Here is an 18771-nt window from a genome sequence, read left to right as displayed (position 1 = left end):
AGGATCAAACTCTCCATTATAGAGTAGTGTTGATTGCTCAATACTGCTGGCGCATCGCCGTCCGAAGACAAGCGATTCGCTTTGATCTGCACGAATGCTGATCAGTAAGTTAAGTCACGAACCCAAGTAGTTCGAAGGCGGTGCTCCGATCGCCTGAAGGCGACCATCGCAAAAGCCGTTCTCGCGCCAAGGCGCTCGTGACGTCTTTCGTTGACGTTTTGCTGTTCAGTTTTCAAGGTTCAAAAATTTTATTATCACTAATTACGACAGCGACTTTTCAATACTACCAGCTCACCCGAAAGATGTCAACAAAATTAATTACTTCATCTTTTTAACGGTAAACTAATATATGAATTAAAAACGCGACAAGAAATATTGTATCACTATCTAAATAAGATGACAAGCATTTTTCAAAAAAAAAGAAGGCTCAGTAAAATGCACTGACCTTCTTGTTATTTCATATGATTATTCTCGCGGACGCATTTGTGGGAATAGGAGAACATCTCTAATAGATGCCGAGTCAGTCAATAACATAATCAGTCTATCAATTCCGATTCCCAACCCTCCAGTTGGAGGCATTCCATACTCAAGTGCTTCTATGAAATCATCGTCCATTTCATGCGCTTCATCGTTACCTTCAGCTTTTTCAAGAAGTTGGGCTTCGAAACGCTGACGCTGATCAATAGGATCATTCAATTCAGTAAACGCATTCGCATGCTCTCGACGCACAATAAATAATTCAAACCTGTCTGTGAAACGTTCATCTTTGGAATTCTTTTTGGCGAGAGGTGAAATTTCTACTGGATGACCATAGACAAATGTCGGCTGGACTAGTTGTTCTTCCACTCTTTGCTCAAAGAATTCATTTAAAATGTGTCCTGTTTCCATGGTTGGTTTAACCTCAATATTATGTTCTTTAGCCAAAGATTGGGCTTCTTCCTTTGTCATAGGCTTCCAAAAGTCCACTCCTACATATTCTTTAACAGCATCTGCCATATGGAGACGTTTCCAGCCAGGTGCCAGATTAATTTCTTCTCCATTGTAGTGTACGGTTGTAGTGCCTAAAACTTCTTGTGCCACATGAGCAACCAAATTTTCAGTGAGCTCCATAATGTCATTGTAGTCGGCGTATGCTTCGTAGAGTTCCAGCATCGTAAATTCCGGGTTATGACGGGTCGATATTCCTTCATTACGGAATACTCGGCCAATTTCGTACACTTTTTCCAAACCGCCCACGATTAGGCGCTTCAGGTGCAACTCTATTGCAATCCGGATATAAAGCTCCATATCTAAAGCATTATGATGAGTTTCGAACGGACGAGCTGCTGCTCCACCGGGAATTGAGTGAAGCATAGGCGTTTCAACTTCCAGAAACCCTAAATCATCCAGATAGCGTCGCATTGCTTGAATAATGCGGCTGCGGAGAATAAAGGTTTCTTTGCTTCCTTCACTTGCAATTAAATCCAGGTAGCGTTGACGGTAGCGCTGTTCAACATCTTTTAAGCCATGGAACTTTTCCGGTAAAGGACGCAAAGCTTTTGTGAGAAATTCCACTTCTTTTGCTTTTACCGATAATTCACCTACATTTGTTTTGAACACCGTTCCTTTAACACCGATAATATCTCCCAGATCCGCTGTATTGAAGAAGCCGTAAGCTTCTTCTCCTATAGCATCTTTACGGACATAAATCTGAATTTGGCCTTTTAAGTCCTGAAGATGAGCAAATCCCGCTTTCCCTTTGCCCCGTTTCGTCATAATTCGACCGGCAATTACTACTTCATGCCCCGCTTCTTCCAACTCTTCTTTGGTAAATTTATCATACTCCTGCACGATTTCTTCTGATAAATGCGTTCGTTCGTATCTAGCGCCGAACGGATCTATTCCGCTATCACGCAAGTGTTGCATTTTTTGGCGTCTCACCAATAATTGATCGTTTAACTCTTCTGACATTCCCTACACTCCTTTATCTATAAAAACCACGCTCGTTCGTGTATTTATCTATTGTACACAATTTTTCTCCTTACTACATAAAAAAGCTGCCTAGAATTTATGGCAGCTTAATATTACCTGATTAAATTAACACTCTCCACTGCTTCATGACCAATAGGTTTTTAAACCGTACCGTGTGTGAAGCCCGCCAATGTGGAGGCACTCCATTTCTCGTCGTGCTTATTCACTTGTTCTTCTATATAACTGCAAAGCAACCTGGATTTTCAATTCCATTCAGCACTCTTCATGCTATTCTACTGTTCAAATAAAAACGAATCGATGCTTTCATATGTTTCCCATAACTTTATACCATCTCTTTGAGGTTCCGTGAAATCATGAGCGGGATCAAGCTCCAGCAAGGGAACTAAAACAAAGGCCCGTTCATGCATACGGGGATGTGGAATGATGAGCCTCTCTGTTTTTATGTTGTCATGATTGAAGAGAAGAATATCAAGGTCTATTGTCCGCGGGCCCCATCTGACATCGCGTTTACGATTCAGTTCTCTTTCGATGCCCTGGCATAAATCAAGCAATTCCAGCGCAGAAAGATCAGTCTGCAAATAAACAACCATATTCAGGAATGCATCCTGCTCAGTATATCCGACAGGATCTGTTTCATATAATGAGGAGATTTTTAGAACATTCACTTCAGGATGTTTCACTAATGTGCGGACAGCTTGTTTCAGCATCTCCAAGCGATCGCCCATATTCGATCCAAGCGACAAATAAATTTCATTCATAGGAACTCTCCTCTGGTGATGTCGACCGCCACGGATTTATAATGGCCTGGAATTGGTGGATCAGGTTTGATTAATTGCACGCGAATGCCTTTAACTAAAGAAAATGTAGAAAGTATTTCAGCTGCGAGATTTTCTGCAACTGCTTCAAGAAGCTTTCTCGGTTCCCCCTCCACTATCGATTGGCATGCACCATACACTTCTCCGTAATGGACAGTATGCTCCAGTCCATCCGTTTCTCCTGCCTTTTTCAAATCGACAGCCAATGAAACCGTCAGCCGAAACCGCTGGCCAAGTTTTGTCTCCTCCGGGAAAACCCCGTGATAGCCATAAAATTCCATCTCATTTAAATGAATATAATCCATCATTCCGCCTCCTGATACTTCACTTTACCATTCAATATATCGGTCATCTTCAATGCCCGTGCCGTTTCTTTCACATCATGCACCCGTACGATGCTGCATCCTTTTCCAGCACCGTAGCAGACTGTAGCCAAAGACCCTTCCAGCCGCTCACTTACAGGAACATCCAGCACTTTTCCAATCATTGATTTTCGGGAAGTGCCCAACAAAACCGGATAACCCAAGCCGACAAATCGGTCCAACAACTGCATCATCTCGATGTTCTGGTGGGTATCTTTACCGAATCCAATGCCCGGATCAAGCCAAATCTGCTCTTTCTTCACACCGGCCTCCAAAGCTATAGTAATACTTTCTTCCATATCACTTTTCACTTCATTCCAGAAATCAGTATAGGACGTATGGTTACGGTTGTGCATCAAAATGATTGGCACCTGGTGGTTTGCTGCGACCGCTGCTATGGCAGGATCGTATTTCGCACCCCAAACATCATTTATAATATCGGCGCCGGCGGCTATTGCCGCTTCCGCCACATCCGATTTATAAGTATCAATGGAAAGAGCTATATCCAGCTCTTCTTTTATTGCCTTGATGACCGGAACCACCCGTGCAATTTCTTCTTCCACAGATATCTGTTTATGTCCGGGACGAGTAGACTCTCCGCCCACATCTATGATATCGGCTCCTTCTTCTGCCATTTTTTTGGCATGTGCAACGGCATTATCCAAAAAGCTGTACTTTCCGCCATCCGAAAAGGAATCAGGAGTGACATTCAAGATCCCCATAATCAGGGTTTTTCCAGTAAAATCAATATCCAAAACCGGCACCCTCCATTTTGATTAATAGTTATTTTATTTCCCGGAAAATATTTTAAGTATTCGTTATGTATCCATCTTACCGCGAACAGCGGTTTTCACACCACAATTAAAGGGCATGCGCCGGCATGCCCTTTAATAATAGATCAGGTATTTTTTTCTTCGAATTGATATAATGGCGTGCTCAGGTAACGTTCTCCGTTAGACGGCAGGATTGCCAGAACTTTCTTCCCTTTACCCAAACGCTTTGCCAGTTCAAGCGCAGCGTACACCGCTGCGCCGGAAGAAACTCCACCAAGAATGCCTTCTTCACGCGCAACTTTTCGCGCAGTTTCATAAGATTGCTCATTCGAGACTTGTATGACTTCATCGTAAATTTTTGTGTTCAATATTTTCGGAACAAATCCTGCTCCAATTCCCTGGATTTTATGCGGCCCTGGTTTACCGCCGGATAATACCGGTGAATCCGCCGGCTCTACTGCAACAATCAGAATATCCGGATAGTTCTCTTTCAGTACCTCTCCGGCTCCTGTGATGGTACCGCCGGTTCCTATGCCGGAAACAAAGGCATCTAATTGCCCGCCCATCGCTTCCACGATTTCGGGGCCCGTCGTAAGGCGATGAATTTCCGGATTCGCTTCATTATTAAATTGTTGAGGCATGAACCATTTATTTTCAGTCGCTTGCTGTTCTGCCATTTTGATGGCACCGTTCATACCTTCTGCCCCCGGAGTCAAAATGAGCTCTGCTCCGTAAGCACGCAGAAGATTTCGGCGTTCCATGCTCATTGTATCGGGCATCACCAAAACAGCCTTATATCCTTTGGCAGCGGCAATCATTGCCAACCCGATGCCGGTATTGCCACTGGTCGGTTCAATGATGACGTCGCCTTCTTTTAAATCACCGGATTTTTCAGCCGCCTCGATCATGGACAGGGCAATGCGGTCTTTCACGCTGCTGCCCGGGTTGAAATACTCCAATTTCAAATAAACTTCAGCGTCTTCGGTGCCGGTCAGACGGTTTAATTTGACGATAGGCGTTTGTCCAATCAAATCTGTAATACCATTTGCAATACGAGCCATTTTCAACACTCCTAATCCCTAGTAATTTAATCGGCATTTCGTAGACTTATCGTATCAATGTTTAACCTCCACTGTCAAACAACCGGCTTTATTCGCCGTAGAACCATTCGGTTTCAAACTCCTGCCAAAAAGCTTCCGGAGTAACGGATTGCGGCAATTGTTCAAGAGCCAGTTCACGACTGATATGTCCTTCGACATCTTTATATGTAAAGGTCCGGCCTTTCGCTTTATCGGTAACCGTGATCACCGCCACGCGGCCATCCGCCATCGTCAGCGGCTCTGACCAATTGTTCACATCGACTGCAGCGACTGCATTTGCTATCGCTTCATCAATAGTCGACTGGCCAGGAACCACATATCCTATGTCACCGCCGAGACTTCCGGTCGCTGCATCAACAGAACGCTCCCTCGCCAGCGCCTCGAACGAAGAGCCATTTTCAAGTTCCGCTATGACAGCCTGAGCTTCTTCTGTTGATTTCACTAAAATCAGCCGTGCCCTATAGGAATCGGGAATATCATAGAGAGATTGGTTTTCCTGATAAAAAGCTTCAATTGCGCTTTCATCGATGACGACATCCTTCGTCAGCACTTTCTCCAAAATCAGCTGCGCCCGCAACTTTTCCCTCACCCGCTCGCCATCCGCGGAGTAAAGCGTTTGTTCACTGCCATCCCGCGCCGAACGCATCAGCGCCAACTCAAGGTCGACTTCTTTATCGCTTACTTTAATATCATATTCCTGTGCTGCCGTTTCCATCACTTTCAAATTTACAAGATCGAGCAAGGTTTCTCGTCCGTGCTGCTCTTCCATTGCCGCCATCCATTCCTGGCGCGATATTTCTTTGCCACTTACAGAAGCCACTTCCTCATTGCCCCCAGGATCATCGGGGATGAGCCATGCAATGAACCACAGTAAATTGCCGGCCAGCAGGATCAGCAGCAATATCATTAAAGGTTTTGTTTTTAATCTTCTTTTCGGTCTACCCGTTTCACCCGGTGATGCGCCGGGGCGACCGTTGTCACGATTGTAACTCATCGATTAATGCTTCCAATTCTTCTTTTGAATAGCTGTACGTTTCCAGGCAGAAATGGCATTGTGTTTCAGCTGCGCCGTCTTCGTCGATCATTTTTTGGATCTCCTCTTTCCCCAGTCCAATAATCCCTTCAGCAAAACGTTCCTTGGAGCAATTACATTCGAATTTCACCGGTATTTTATTCAAAATTTCAATATTGCCTTCGCCAAAAACCTCTTCCAAAATCTCTTCCGGGGTTAACCCCCGTTGAATCATTTTTGAAAACGGCTCGATATTAGCCAAACGTTCTTCCAGTCTGGAGATTGTGCCTTCTTCCGCATCCGGCATGATTTGGACAATAAAACCGCCTGCCGCCAGTACAGAATTGTCCGTATCCACCAAGACGCCGAGTCCTACTGAAGAAGGAACTTGTTCTGATACCGCAAAATAATAAGTGAGGTCCTCTGCAATTTCTCCTGAAACAATCGGGCTCTGGCCCGTGAAATAGTCACGCATCCCCAAATCTTTGATTATCGATACCATGCCTTCAGTACCGACTGCCCCACCAACATCCAATTTCTTTTTGTCAGTGAGCTCGAGATGTGTTTGCGGGTTTTTTGCGTAGCCCCTTACTCCGCCATGCGCATTGCTGTCCACAAGAATCGCACCCAGCGGTCCGCCGCCATCTATTTTCAAAACGACTTTGTCATCGCCTTTGAGCATGGCTCCCATCATTACACCGCCAGTCATTAAACGCCCCACTGCCGCTGTTGCAGTCGGCCACATCATATGTCTGCGCTGAGCCTCACCCACCGTTTCGGTGCTGTCCACTGCGAACGCGCGGACACTTCCGCCAAAGCCAAGCCCCCGTACTAAATAATCTGCCATTCCAATCGCCCTTTCTTGTTATGCTTCATTGCGCTTATAGATTAAATAGAGTCCTTTTAATGTTAAAAATGGCTCCACTTTGTCGATAAGCTTCGATTCAGCTGCTATTAATGCAGCCATTCCTCCGGTCGCAATTACGGTCGGCGTTTCACTGCTCTGTTGTTTCATTCTTGCAATGATGCCCTCTGCCTGTCCGACAAAACCGTAGACGATGCCGGACTGCATGGCAGAAACCGTATTTTTGCCGATAATGTTTTCCGGTCGCGCAATTTCGATGCGCGGCAATTTTGCAGCTCGGCTGTAAAGGGCCTCTGTTGAGATGGCGATGCCCGGAGCAATGGCTCCGCCCATGTATTGATCTGCTTCATTGACGTAACAGTAAGTGGTTGCTGTCCCGAAATCGACGATAATCAGCGGACCTCCAAATTCGTGTATTGCTGCCACTGCGTTAACAATGCGGTCTGCACCGACTTCCCGAGGGTTTTCATATTTGATATTTAGACCTGTTTTCAGACCCGGACCCACAGTCAGCGGTTTAAGGCCGAAATATTTGGAGGCCATCCGTTCCAACGAAAACATGATCGGCGGAACTACCGAGGACATGATGATTCCTTTAACATCAGTGACTTTCAAATCGACATCTCGCAGAAACGCCTTGACCTGCATTCCATATTCATCTTCGGTTTTGTGGCGGTCTGTTTCCATTCGCCAATGGTGGGTCAATACTGATTGATCATAAATACCCATGACAATATTACTGTTTCCGATGTCCATTACTAAAATCATTATGCGTTCCCCATTTATATGTAATTTTCCAAAATATCATACCATAGTTTTATAGGAAAGAAAAAAGCTGGTCCCCTCTTCCTTATCGGAATCGGACAACCAGCTTTCAGCCTTGTTATTTACGCTCTTCCTGGATAGGATCTTTCACTTCGCCCGACTGTTCTTCACTTGGAAGATCTCCAGATGAAGGATCGCTCGGTGCTCCTGTTACGTCAGGAAGTTCTTTATCTTTTTCCAGATCGACATTTTTATCTTCATATTCTCCATTCAGCGCTTCATACGAGCGCTCTGGAAGAGTACCGTGTTCTTTCAAGTGCAGAATTTGCCCGGCATCCAATGTTTCAATTTCAAGCAACGTTGTCGCAAGCAATTCGAGAAGTTCTTTGTTTTCAGTAAGAATCTCTTTTGTGCGGATGTATTGCTCTTTGATGATGCGTTGGATTTCCTGGTCAATTTCAAATGCAATGGCATCTGAATAATTCTGCTCTGAATTAAAGTCACGGCCAAGGAAAACATTTCCACCCTGTGCCTGACCAAATTGGATCGGCCCAATTTTGTCACTCATCCCGTATTCCGTCACCATGCTGCGGGCGATAGCCGTAGCACGTTGGAAATCGTTATGGGCGCCAGTTGAGACTTCTCCGAATGTGATGTCCTCAGCGACACGGCCGCCAAGCAAACCGGCAATCTTATCAAGCAATTCAGGTTTTGTCATAAAGTAACGGTCTTCACGTGGCAGCATTACGGCATATCCGCCAGCTTGTCCGCGAGGGACGATTGTTACTTTATGGACGATATCCGCGTCGTCCAATACCAGTCCGATGACCGTATGGCCAGATTCATGATAAGCGACGATATTACGCTCTTTCTTCGAAATGACACGATTCTTCTTAGCTGGACCGGCAATAACCCGGTCCGTCGCTTCATCGATATCGGACATGTCGATTTTGAGTTTACTGCGGCGTGCTGCAACCAAAGCTGCCTCATTCAATAAGTTTTCCAGATCGGCGCCTGTGAAACCTGGAGTACGTTGAGCGATAGCTTTCATATCTACAGATTCGTCAAGCGGCTTGTTTCGTGCATGGACTTGCAATACTTCTTCGCGACCTTTTACATCCGGACGGCCAACTGTAATCTGGCGGTCAAAACGGCCAGGGCGCAGAAGTGCCGGATCCAGAATATCCGGACGGTTTGTTGCAGCAATAATGATAATTCCTTCGTTCGCGCCGAAACCATCCATTTCAACCAATAGTTGGTTCAATGTTTGTTCACGTTCGTCATGTCCGCCGCCGAGGCCTGCGCCACGCTGACGTCCAACTGCATCAATTTCATCAATGAAGATGATACAAGGTGCATTTTTCTTGGCATTTTCGAACAGGTCGCGGACACGTGATGCCCCGACCCCTACGAACATTTCCACGAAATCAGAACCACTGATTGAGAAGAACGGTGTTCCCGCTTCTCCTGCAACCGCACGTGCAAGCAATGTTTTACCGGTACCCGGAGGTCCGACCAGCAAAATACCTTTCGGAATACGGGCGCCAATATCAGCGAATCTCCGTGGATCTTTCAGGAAGTCGACAACTTCAACGAGTTCCTGTTTCTCTTCGTCCGCTCCGGCTACATCATCGAAGCGCACTTTCTGCTTCTGATCGTCATACAACTTCGCTTTACTTTTGCCGAAGTTCATCACACGGCCGCCTCCGCCGCCTTGTGATTGGTTTAGCAAGAAGAAGAAAAGGATGAAGATGATGATGAAAGGAATAATGCCTGTGAAGAACTGGACCCAGCCGCTTGTCTGCGGTGCTTCCACATACGTGATCTCTGCACCGTCAGCTCTCGCAACTTCATCGATCTGATTCATCAAAGCTTCATTTTCCAGAGGGATATTTGTTACAAATGACTGTTCTTCATCGTAACTGTCCAATGACCCGGTCACTTCATAGACCATGGACGTAGGCTGTATGGTCACTTCATCGATCTGACCATTTTCCAGGGCCTGCAAAAATTCGTTATATCCTATATCTTCAGTTGGTTGGCCACTGTTATTAAATGTCCCCAGAATACCGATAATAACTAGGAAAATCAGTAAATAAAATATGGTGTATCGAAATATTCGATTCATCCCGAGCCTCCTCACAAAGTTTCCCAAAACTATACTAAATACTAACATAGGAACATTTAAGCTTACAACGATAAGCACTCGCATGGCGGGGCTAATCGGCAGACTGTGAATATCTTATGTCTATTCCTGTTCTTCGCTGTAAACCACTGGCTTGAGAATACCGATATAAGGCAGGTTGCGGTATTTTTCCGCAAAATCAAGCCCGTATCCAACGACAAAAGCGTCAGGAACTTCAAAACCGATATAATCTGCTTTTAAATCCACTTTGCGGCCGCTTGGTTTGTCCAGCAAAGTGACAATTTTAATGGAATTTGCTTTCCGGTACTTGAAGAGGTCCACCAAATAGCTGAGCGTCAAACCGCTGTCGATAATATCTTCGATGATCAACAAATCGCGGCCTTCCACACTGGCATTCAAATCTTTGATGATCTTTACTTCTCCTGAAGAAACAGTAGCGTTGCCATAACTCGAAACATCCATAAAATCCATTTCGACATAGCCGTCGAACCGTTTCATCAAATCGCCCATGAAAGGCATCGCACCTTTCAGTACGCCGATTGCCAAAGGATATTTGTCCTTATAATCAGTCGTCAGGATTTCTCCAAGTTCACGGGCTTTTTCCTGAAGTCTTTCTTCAGAGATCAATATTTCTTCGATGTCTTTCTGCAACATAAGTGGGCCTCCTATAATTCGCTTGCGCGATCTTCACATTTTTGTTCCACAAGCACCCATTTGTCTTCCGGGCGCAGGAAGCGGCTGATACGCTGTGACGGACGCAAACCCGGCACCAGTAAAACTTCGCCTTCACTGTCTGTAATGACTGGCCAATCCCTCCGCAAAAGAGATGGGATTTTTTCATCAATCATCAACCTTGCCACTTTTTTGGAATGTGACATTCCAGGCAGCCTGATTCGGTCACCTGGAAGCCTGCTTCGGAGCTGCAGCCGCGGTTCATCTTCTCCCGAAAGATACCAGGAGTTAATATCCGGCGTTTCCGCAAAGTTTTGAACAGGAACCAATTTATAACGAAAACCCTTAACCGCCACCGACCATTCACCGGTAATCGGCAAACTGCTTTCTTGGGGAGCGGATTCCATGTCTCGGCGGCTGAATAAAACATGATCGTATTGCCGAATCATCATATATTTTTGGGGTAAATGCAGAAAAACGGTGCCGGAAGAGCTTTGCATCATTTCCTGCACTTGTTCGGCAAGTTGCCTTGGAACAATTACTTGCTCACCAACATATAGATAGTTTAATAGTAGTAGAACCATTCTTTTTTGTAAAGCAGATGCATGGGATCTGAATCTTTCGGCTGACAATTTGATTTCCTGCTCATCAAGAGAAACTAGTAAATCCAGTTTCTCCTGCGCCAACTCAGTCAGGAAACGCTGGTCTTCCTGCAGACTTTGGGATAACTCCACAAACTGTTTCGATACGTCAGCGTTTTCGTCCTTAAGAACAGGCACAACGTTTTTACGGATTCGATTGCGCGTATAAAGGTTTTCAGCGTTGCTCGGGTCTTCCCTGAACGGAACCGCATTGGCTGTAGCGTATGCGGCAATCTCCTGCTTGGTGACCGCCAGCAGCGGACGGACGAGCTTTCCATTTCCAAACGGCCGGCTTGATGGCATACCGAAAGAACCGGTTTGCAGAGTTCCCCTCAACCCTGACATCAAAATGGTCTCGAGCTGGTCATCTGCATGATGGGCAGTGGCGAATTTGGAGGCGTCTGTTTCTGACATCATCTCTTCGAAATAACTGTACCGTTCCTGCCGGCAAACCTGTTGTTTGTTGCCGCCGGAGGTTGCGAGAATATCCGGAATCGGAATGTCGCGGCTGTAACAGGGAATTCCCCATTGTTTGCAGGTGGCTTCTGTAAACTGCCGGTCTTCATCCGCTTCTTCCCCGCGCAGCATATGATTGACGTGGACGGCTTCGACAGTAACCGCCAGCGCGGCTTCATTTGTTTTCAAATAATGCAGCAGCACCATTGAATCAATCCCGCCCGAGCAGCCGAGAAGTACACGATCTCCAGATTCCAGAAGTTTATACTTTGTTGTGTAATCCGCCACCTGCTCGTGAAAATTCTTCACTTGTGATCCCTCCTTGTTATCGTGCGGCTGATATCTGTTTTATTGAAATAGCAATTTTTTTGAAATCGCAATTGACTTGTTGCCTTTTCGATAGTATGATATGAAATGTCCGTTTCAACATGGCGGCGTAGCTCAGCTGGCTAGAGCGTACGGTTCATACCCGTGAGGTCGGGGGTTCGATCCCCTCTGCCGCCATCTTATAGAAATAAGCGTCCCTCTTGTGGGGACGCTTATTTTTTTATGTCCTGTTTTCCAGCTGAGCGTGAATCTCGTCGCAGGGATGCCTGCCAGATGCTTTGGCCACTGCCGGCTGCTCTTTTGAGAACAACTGTCCTGTTCCCCTGCCTATTACAGCTCTCAGGAATTTTATTAGAAAAAAACGCTTCCCGATTGAGAAGCGTTCCACTATCAATATAGTTCAGCTGTGCTGAAGCATTTTTTCCATGCCATTAAAACAGCTAGCAAGTTAGCCTCTTTTTGCACCTCGGCCACCGCGCTTGGATTCTGTAGCGCGTTTCAATGTCGTCATATTCTCTTCGCTGTCCTTCAGGAACTTCGCCATTTTTGTTTCAAAATTCTCTTTAGGCGCGCGCTCGAATGAACGATTGCTTGGACGTGGGCGTTGTGGTCGTTCTGTTGCACCGGCTGGCTGTGGTTTTGCTTTGCGAATGGAAAGGCCGATTTTGCCGTCAGCTTCCACATTCATCACTTTAACTTCAACCATTTCCCCAACTTTTAAATGATCGTTAATATCTTTTACATAGTTGTCGGCGACTTCACTAATATGCACGAGGCCTGTGGCACCAGTGGGAAGCTGAACAAACGCTCCAAAATTCGTAATACCTGTAACTTTACCTTCTAACTTGCTGCCTACTTCAATCGACATAAAAAAAATGCTCCTCCTTAAAAATTAAGATGGCGTTTTAAAAGCCATTAGGTTATGGTGACAGTTTTTATGTCACACTTATATTATAACCATGAAAAAAAGAGTGTCAACTGACGACTCTTTTTAACACGTTTTTTCTTCACTTCTCAGGCAATGTAAAGATAATTTCACCTTGTTCTGAAACAAACAACTCTTTTTTGGCCAGCTTCGCCAAATATTCATCGTCATTCAGCAGAAGGATCTGCTCTTTCAATTGGGCCTGTTCTTTTTGGACTTCTTTCATTGCAAGCTGAGCTTCTTCCCGCAATTGCTCTTTTTCGCCCATTGTCTGGGATTGCGCATAAATTGTCGTTCCGACCCATATGCTTGCCAGCAGGACCACAAGTCCGAAAACAGCCAGTCTTCTGAATAGCCGTACCTTATGAGCCATCTGCCTTTTTTCTTTGCGTTCCACCGAGCGGACATAGTCATTTCGTATTGAAGCGACTTCCGGAGAGGCGGTGGTCTTTTCTCTCTTCAAACTCATGACTTGTTCCCCCTTTGCTTACGTTGTAGTCATTATACATGAAACCCCTTACTTTTATAAGGGTTTTTTTAATTCCGTCCCTAATTATTGTAACTTTTCAATTTTAAATTAATATTTCTTTTGCATTAATTTATAAATATACTATTGACTTAATATTTATACAGACTGTATTATGAAGTACTATATTATAAAACCTATATAATACCTAATTACTCTCAGTTCTTTAGAATTTCCATTTTAATAAATATACATTTTAATGAATAATTTAAGGAGGCAGTAATAATGACGGGATTATTGACGCTAGCGAACGGAGCTTCATTCAAAGGGCATTGGAACGGAATTCCGGGAACTGTTCAAGGTGAAATTGTATTTTTCACCGGGATGACAGGGTATGAAGAGGTATTGACTGATCCATCCTATAAAGGCCAAATCATTGTGTTCTCTTATCCATTGATTGGGCAGTACGGCGTTAAAGCCAGTCACCTTCAATCAGAGAAAATTCAAGCAGCAGGCATTGTAGTGACTGAATTATATGATGGACCTGTAGAAAAAGGGGCTATGACGCTTAGACGCTTTACAGAAATTGCGAATGTCCCCGTGTTAAGCGGTGTCGATACACGCTCTGTCATCCAAGCTGTGCGCGAGTCGGGCACTATGCAGTCACATATTAGTTCATCTTCTGTCACACCTGTTCACTGGCCGCCGGTGCAAACCGATTTCTTTTCAGGTGCTGACAATCACGCAGAGATCGTGACATTTGGTGAAGGTGAAATCCATATCGGCTTGGTCGACTTCCATTACAAATCCACCATTCTCACCGAATTATTGAAGCAGCAATGTAAAGTCAGCGTCCTTCCATATACAATGTCAACCGAACAATTGGATCTTCTTCAACTTGATGGCCTATTGTTCTCGAATGGACCGGGAGATCCCGCCGCGTTATCTTCCCGTTTCCCGATTTACCGGGACTGGGCAGAACGTTACCCCACTTTTGGCATCTGCTTGGGGCATCAGGTAATTGCTTCAGCTTTCGGAGCAAACACAACGAAATTGCCATTCGGCCATCGCGGAGCCAACCACCCTGTCATAAACTTGAAAACCGGGCGTGTTGCAATGAGCTCCCAAAACCACAGTTATGTAGTAGAGGATGACAGTATCAAACAAACACCGTTTGCCGTTCTTTATAAAAACGTCAATGATGACAGTATCGAAGGGCTTTTCCATCCGAAACTTCCAATCATGACTGTGCAATTCCATCCGGAAGCGGCGCCGGGACCCGCAGACCATCTTGAATTGTTCAGCCAATTCCTATCCACTGCAAAGCAGAAAAAGAAGGTGAAAATACATGCCTAAAAACAAAGATATTAAAAAAGTTCTTGTTATCGGTTCAGGAGCCATTGTCATCGGCCAAGCTGCTGAATTCGATTACTCTGGCACACAAGCCTGCCTTGCTTTAAAAGACGAAGGCATTGAAGTGATTCTCGTCAATAATAATCCAGCAACAATTATGACCGATAAAACGATTTCCGATAAAGTCTATTTTGAACCGCTAAATATTGAAAGCTTGATGGCCATTATCAAAATAGAACGCCCCGACGGCCTGCTCGCAACTGTAGGTGGCCAAACAGGCCTGAATTTGGCTATGGCATTATCAGATGCAGGGATTCTTGCAAAATTCAATATAAAACTCTTAGGCACCAACATCGATTCCATTAGGCAAGCTGAAGACCGTGAACAGTTCCGCGCCTTGATGAACGCATTGAATGAACCTGTGCCTCAAAGCGATATTATTTATTCAATCGAGAGCGCACTGGAATTTGCTGAACAAATCGGCTATCCGTTAATCGTTCGACCAGCTTATACACTTGGGGGCTTCGGAGGCGGTATTGCTCAGGATGAAGCCACTTACATCACGCTTGTCGGTCAAGGTTTGAGTGCTAGTCCCATCAAGCAATGCCTTGTCGAGAAAAGCATTGCCGGCTATAAGGAAATCGAATATGAAGTAATGCGCGATGCCGCAGGCACATGCATCACTGTCTGCAACATGGAAAACTTTGATCCGGTCGGTGTACATACCGGCGATTCTATTGTAGTAGCTCCGAGCCAGACGATGAACGACCGGGAATACCACATGTTGCGGAGTGCCTCCATCAACATTATCGAAGCGCTGGGGATTATCGGTGCCTGCAATGTGCAGTTTGCACTTCATCCCGAGACGTCAGCTTATTATTTAATTGAAGTAAACCCGCGTGTGAGTCGCTCGTCGGCGCTTGCTTCAAAAGCTACAGGTTATCCAATCGCCAAAATTGCGGCGAAGCTGGCAATCGGCTATTCGCTTTCTGAATTAAAGAACCCCGTGACCGGCACCACGTTTGCCAGCTTTGAGCCGGCACTTGATTATGTGACGGTAAAAATCCCGCGTTGGCCATTTGATCAATTCCAGGATGCCAATCGTTTGCTTGGTACGCAGATGAAAGCGACAGGCGAAGTTATGGCGATCGAACGCGGCATGGAAGCAGCACTTCAAAAGGCTATCCGCTCACTCGATATAAAACTTGACGGCTTCCGGCTTCCGGTACTTTCCAATATGCCGACGAACCAACTCGAAACAATGGCTGTAGAAGCGGATGACCGCCGCCTCTTCGTACTTTTCGAATTGCTGATCCGTAATAAGAGCATCCATTACCTGCAACAATTGACAGGCATTACACCGTATTTCCTTTATGTATTGAAGCGCATTGTTGATGAATGGCATAAACTGCATTTATTGTCATGGGACGATATGACATCCGAACGCCTGCTGCAGGCAAAGAAACTTGGCTTCAGCGATCAGCAATTGGCTGGATTATGGGAAATTTCCGTTTCAGAGCTTTGGGGACAACGCAAAAGCTGGAATCTGCTTCCTGCTTACCGAGTCATTGATACATGTGCAGCAGAATTTCGTTCCCAAACAAATTACTATTACTCCAGCTGGAACGGCTCTTCTGACGTACGGCAGTCAGCCCGCAAAAAAGTGGCGGTGATCGGCTCCGGTCCAATCCGCATCGGTCAAGGGATTGAATTTGATTATTGCTGTGTCCACAGCGTCATGGCGCTTCAAAAGCTCGGTTACGAAGCAATAATGATCAACAACAACCCGGAAACCGTCAGCACCGATTACGAAATTGCCGATGCGCTTTATTTTGAACCGTTGACTGCGGAAGATATTTTGAATGTGCTCGACTTTGAAAATATCACAGACGTTATTGTCCAATTTGGCGGCCAGACGTCCCTAAACGTTGCCGCTGCAATTGAAGAAGCGGGCATCAATGTTCTCGGTTCATCAGCCGATTTGCTGGACCAAATGGAAGATCGTGACCGATTCTATTCATTCCTCGAGTCAATCGGTTTGCAGACGATTCCAAGTTTCACGGCATCCACGCCAGAAGAAGTTCCGCAATTTGCTGAAAAGCTTGGCTATCCGGTCTTATTGCGTCCTTCCTATGTGATTGGCGGCAAGGGCATGAACGTGCTGAATAATAAGCAAGAGCTTGAAGACTGGTTAGCACAGACTGAAGCTGTTTTCCCGGTCCTTGTCGATCATTTCATCACCGGCAAAGAAGTGGAAACGGATATTCTAACCGATGGCGAAAATACTTGGGTATCAGCCGTCTTCGAGCATATCGAAGGAACCGGCGTCCATTCAGGTGACAGCATTTCCATTACCCCGCCTGTTTCCCTGACAAACGCCGAACTGGAGGAATTGACTGCAACTGCTAAGCATATAGCCAAGAACATGGATTACACTGGTTTGTTTAATATTCAATTTGTTTATGAAGAAGGACAGCTATTCGTTATGGAAATCAATCCCCGGGCTTCGCGTACGGCACCGATCAGTGCAAAAGTGACCGATGTACCATTGGTACAATTGGCCACAGCTCTTATGCTCGGCGTCCCGTATCATGAGCTCGATATTGCTAACCTGTATAACGGTCAACCTGAATATACCGTTAAAGCACCAGTGTTCTCACATATCAAGCTGCCTGGACTGTCGCCTGTTCTATCACCTGAAATGATGTCCACCGGTGAAGTAATCGGCCAAAATCCGGATTCTGCCATCGCGATGCAAAAAGCATTGATCGGAGCTTCTCAGCAATTGGCCGATTTGACGGAAGACGGGAGTATTTTCATCACTGAAAAATCTTTGCCATTGGTCGAAACAGATTTTTGGGAAAGCCAAGGTTTCACCCTATTTACAGAAGCATCACTGCCATTCACCGAATGGCTGAAAACCACACCTAAAAAAGCTTATATCGATTTAACCCCGAACCCGGATAAAGTTCAAGCGTCTCAAGCTGCCGTTCATCGTCTTCATGTATGGACGCGCATTGAGACAATCAACGTCTTCAAAGAACCTGTAAAATATATGAAAAGCAAAAAAGGAGTGCTTGCCAAATGACCTTGACGTTGCCGTATGTTCCACAAATTGTCCAGAATCACCTATTATCACTAAAAGATTATAGCTCTTCAGAAATCCTGGAGTTGCTGGCTTTGGCTGCAGAGCTGAAAAAACCGGAAAACAAACACTTGCCGCTGCTGCAAGGAAAAATCCTTGGGATGATTTTCGAGAAGTCTTCCACCCGTACACGGGTTTCATTTGAAGCTGGTATGCTGCAGCTTGGCGGACATGCCATATACCTCAGTACGCGTGACATTCAAATGGGTCGCGGCGAGTGTATCGCTGACACCGCTCAAGTACTGTCCGGCTATCTGGATGGCCTTATGATTCGTACTTTTGAACAGGTGATCGTAGAGGAACTTGCTGACAACAGCAGTGTACCGGTGATCAACGGATTGACCGACGATTTCCATCCATGCCAAGTGCTCGCAGACTTATTGACGATCCAGGAACATTTCGGCAATTTTACTGGCAAGAAGCTGACTTATATCGGTGATGCCAATAATATGTCTAATTCTTTGATGATCGGTGCTGCAAAAGTTGGGATGGATATTACTATTGCTTGTCCTCCCGCATATGCGCCAAAACCGGAAATGGTTGAATTGGCGAAAAGTATTGCTATCCATACCGGTTCCAAAATTCACGTAACTGCAGACATGGTCGAAGCGGCAACCGATAGCGACGTCATCTACACTGATGTTTGGGCGAGCATGGGGCAGGAAGCGGAAGCGCTTGAGCGAATGGAAGATTTCAATGGCTTTCAAGTCAATGAACAACTTGTTCAACATGCCAATCCTAATTATATCTTCATGCACTGCTTGCCTGCTCACCGCGAGGAAGAAGTATCAACAGGCGTTTTAGAAGGTCCTAACTCGGTGGTATTCCAGGAAGCAGAAAACCGTCTGCATGTGCAAAAAGCGTTATTGGTCGCCCTTATGGGGAAATAAATACGCACTAAGTAATGCATCAAAGTGTAAGCCTCTGTTTTTTAAGTAAGATCTCAGCTTTACACCGATATACGTAAAAAAGCTGCA

At 45.4% G+C, this 18771-nt stretch carries 16 protein-coding genes and 1 tRNA gene; 4 read left to right on the top strand and 13 right to left on the bottom strand.

The window, feature by feature from the left end:
- Positions 1–465: 465 nt before the first annotated feature.
- The 11 genes from lysS to tilS all read right to left on the bottom strand — a co-directional run bounded on the left by lysS (position 466) and on the right by tilS (position 11887).
- Complete coding sequence (lysS, locus tag DIJ65_RS12800) at positions 466–1950, bottom strand: lysine--tRNA ligase (RefSeq protein WP_071152155.1); 1485 nt, start codon at positions 1948–1950, stop codon at positions 466–468.
- A gap of 293 nt (positions 1951–2243) precedes the next feature.
- Complete coding sequence (gene folK, locus DIJ65_RS12795) at positions 2244–2729, bottom strand: 2-amino-4-hydroxy-6-hydroxymethyldihydropteridine diphosphokinase (protein ID WP_071152154.1); 486 nt, start codon at positions 2727–2729, stop codon at positions 2244–2246.
- Positions 2726–3091 carry a dihydroneopterin aldolase gene (gene folB, locus DIJ65_RS12790; protein WP_071152153.1) on the bottom strand — a complete coding sequence of 122 codons (366 nt, stop codon included), beginning with the start codon at positions 3089–3091 and terminating at the stop codon, positions 2726–2728. The genes folK and folB overlap by 4 nt, the downstream gene beginning before the upstream one ends.
- Positions 3091–3903 carry a dihydropteroate synthase gene (folP, locus tag DIJ65_RS12785; protein WP_071152152.1) on the bottom strand — a complete coding sequence of 271 codons (813 nt, stop codon included), beginning with the start codon at positions 3901–3903 and terminating at the stop codon, positions 3091–3093. Before folP ends, folB begins: the two co-directional genes overlap by 1 nt.
- Positions 3904–4046: 143 nt before the next feature.
- A complete protein-coding gene (cysK, locus tag DIJ65_RS12780) occupies positions 4047–4982 on the bottom strand; it encodes a cysteine synthase A (protein WP_071152151.1) in 936 nt (311 codons plus the stop codon).
- An 88-nt stretch (positions 4983–5070) separates the two neighbouring features.
- Complete coding sequence (locus DIJ65_RS12775) at positions 5071–6015, bottom strand: peptidyl-prolyl cis-trans isomerase (RefSeq protein WP_071152150.1); 945 nt, start codon at positions 6013–6015, stop codon at positions 5071–5073.
- Positions 5999–6880, bottom strand: a complete 882-nt coding sequence (gene hslO, locus DIJ65_RS12770) for an Hsp33 family molecular chaperone HslO (protein ID WP_117302892.1) — start codon at positions 6878–6880, stop codon at positions 5999–6001. Before hslO ends, DIJ65_RS12775 begins: the two co-directional genes overlap by 17 nt.
- Before the next feature lie 18 nt (positions 6881–6898).
- Positions 6899–7666 (bottom strand): type III pantothenate kinase, encoded by a 768-nt coding sequence (locus DIJ65_RS12765; RefSeq protein ID WP_117302893.1) that lies wholly within the window; start codon positions 7664–7666, stop codon positions 6899–6901.
- 115 nt (positions 7667–7781) lie between these two features.
- The gene (gene ftsH / locus DIJ65_RS12760; protein WP_117302895.1) at positions 7782–9791 is read right to left on the bottom strand and encodes an ATP-dependent zinc metalloprotease FtsH; all 2010 of its coding nucleotides are present in this window, start codon (positions 9789–9791) and stop codon (positions 7782–7784) included.
- Positions 9792–9911: 120 nt separating this feature from the next.
- Positions 9912–10463, bottom strand: coding sequence for a hypoxanthine phosphoribosyltransferase (gene hpt / locus DIJ65_RS12755; protein ID WP_117302896.1), 552 nt, complete (start codon positions 10461–10463; stop codon positions 9912–9914).
- Positions 10464–10474: 11 nt separating this feature from the next.
- Positions 10475–11887 (bottom strand): tRNA lysidine(34) synthetase TilS, encoded by a 1413-nt coding sequence (tilS, locus tag DIJ65_RS12750; protein ID WP_117302897.1) that lies wholly within the window; start codon positions 11885–11887, stop codon positions 10475–10477.
- Positions 11888–12008: 121 nt separating this feature from the next.
- Here tilS and DIJ65_RS12745 point away from each other — a divergent pair.
- A tRNA-Met gene (locus DIJ65_RS12745) sits at positions 12009–12082 on the top strand.
- 271 nt (positions 12083–12353) lie between these two features.
- On the opposite strand, the gene DIJ65_RS12740 is transcribed toward DIJ65_RS12745, so the two are convergent.
- Together DIJ65_RS12740 and DIJ65_RS12735 are read right to left on the bottom strand one after the other, a co-directional pair.
- Positions 12354–12773 carry a S1 domain-containing RNA-binding protein gene (locus DIJ65_RS12740; protein ID WP_071152124.1) on the bottom strand — a complete coding sequence of 140 codons (420 nt, stop codon included), beginning with the start codon at positions 12771–12773 and terminating at the stop codon, positions 12354–12356.
- Between the two features lie 139 nt (positions 12774–12912).
- A complete protein-coding gene (locus DIJ65_RS12735; protein ID WP_071152125.1) occupies positions 12913–13299 on the bottom strand; it encodes an FtsB family cell division protein in 387 nt (128 codons plus the stop codon).
- A 282-nt stretch (positions 13300–13581) separates the two neighbouring features.
- Between DIJ65_RS12735 and DIJ65_RS12730 the strand changes: the two genes are divergently transcribed.
- From DIJ65_RS12730 to argF, 3 genes are read left to right on the top strand one after another with little or no spacing between them, the layout of a single operon-like run.
- Positions 13582–14652, top strand: a complete 1071-nt coding sequence (locus tag DIJ65_RS12730) for a carbamoyl phosphate synthase small subunit (protein WP_071152126.1) — start codon at positions 13582–13584, stop codon at positions 14650–14652.
- Positions 14645–17737 carry a carbamoyl-phosphate synthase (glutamine-hydrolyzing) large subunit gene (gene carB, locus DIJ65_RS12725; RefSeq protein WP_071152127.1) on the top strand — a complete coding sequence of 1031 codons (3093 nt, stop codon included), beginning with the start codon at positions 14645–14647 and terminating at the stop codon, positions 17735–17737. The genes DIJ65_RS12730 and carB overlap by 8 nt, the downstream gene beginning before the upstream one ends.
- A complete protein-coding gene (argF, locus tag DIJ65_RS12720) occupies positions 17734–18684 on the top strand; it encodes an ornithine carbamoyltransferase (RefSeq protein ID WP_117302899.1) in 951 nt (316 codons plus the stop codon). The genes carB and argF overlap by 4 nt, the downstream gene beginning before the upstream one ends.
- The last annotated feature ends 87 nt before the right edge of the window (positions 18685–18771 follow it).

It is taken from the genome of Planococcus salinarum (assembly GCF_007004625.1).
In the GTDB taxonomy this organism is placed as follows: Bacteria; Bacillota; Bacilli; order Bacillales_A; family Planococcaceae; genus Planococcus; species Planococcus salinarum.
The sequence above is the reverse complement of the archived record's forward strand: the minus strand, read 5'-3'. Positions and strand labels throughout refer to the sequence as shown.

Bases quoted from the DNA above. Each gene is read 5' to 3' on its own strand.
- lysS (WP_071152155.1), bottom strand. From the start codon at position 1,950: ATGTCAGAAGAGTTAAACGATCAATTATTGGTGAGACGCCAAAAAATG.
- folK (WP_071152154.1), bottom strand. From the start codon at position 2,729: ATGAATGAAATTTATTTGTCGCTTGGATCGAATATGGGCGATCGCTTG.
- folB (WP_071152153.1), bottom strand. From the start codon at position 3,091: ATGGATTATATTCATTTAAATGAGATGGAATTTTATGGCTATCACGGG.
- cysK (WP_071152151.1), bottom strand. From the start codon at position 4,982: ATGGCTCGTATTGCAAATGGTATTACAGATTTGATTGGACAAACGCCT.
- DIJ65_RS12775 (WP_071152150.1), bottom strand. From the start codon at position 6,015: ATGAGTTACAATCGTGACAACGGTCGCCCCGGCGCATCACCGGGTGAA.
- hslO (WP_117302892.1), bottom strand. From the start codon at position 6,880: ATGGCAGATTATTTAGTACGGGGGCTTGGCTTTGGCGGAAGTGTCCGC.
- DIJ65_RS12765 (WP_117302893.1), bottom strand. From the start codon at position 7,666: ATGATTTTAGTAATGGACATCGGAAACAGTAATATTGTCATGGGTATT.
- ftsH (WP_117302895.1), bottom strand. From the start codon at position 9,791: ATGAATCGAATATTTCGATACACCATATTTTATTTACTGATTTTCCTA.
- hpt (WP_117302896.1), bottom strand. From the start codon at position 10,463: ATGTTGCAGAAAGACATCGAAGAAATATTGATCTCTGAAGAAAGACTT.
- DIJ65_RS12740 (WP_071152124.1), bottom strand. From the start codon at position 12,773: ATGTCGATTGAAGTAGGCAGCAAGTTAGAAGGTAAAGTTACAGGTATT.
- DIJ65_RS12735 (WP_071152125.1), bottom strand. From the start codon at position 13,299: ATGAGTTTGAAGAGAGAAAAGACCACCGCCTCTCCGGAAGTCGCTTCA.
- DIJ65_RS12730 (WP_071152126.1), top strand. From the start codon at position 13,582: ATGACGGGATTATTGACGCTAGCGAACGGAGCTTCATTCAAAGGGCAT.
- carB (WP_071152127.1), top strand. From the start codon at position 14,645: ATGCCTAAAAACAAAGATATTAAAAAAGTTCTTGTTATCGGTTCAGGA.
- argF (WP_117302899.1), top strand. From the start codon at position 17,734: ATGACCTTGACGTTGCCGTATGTTCCACAAATTGTCCAGAATCACCTA.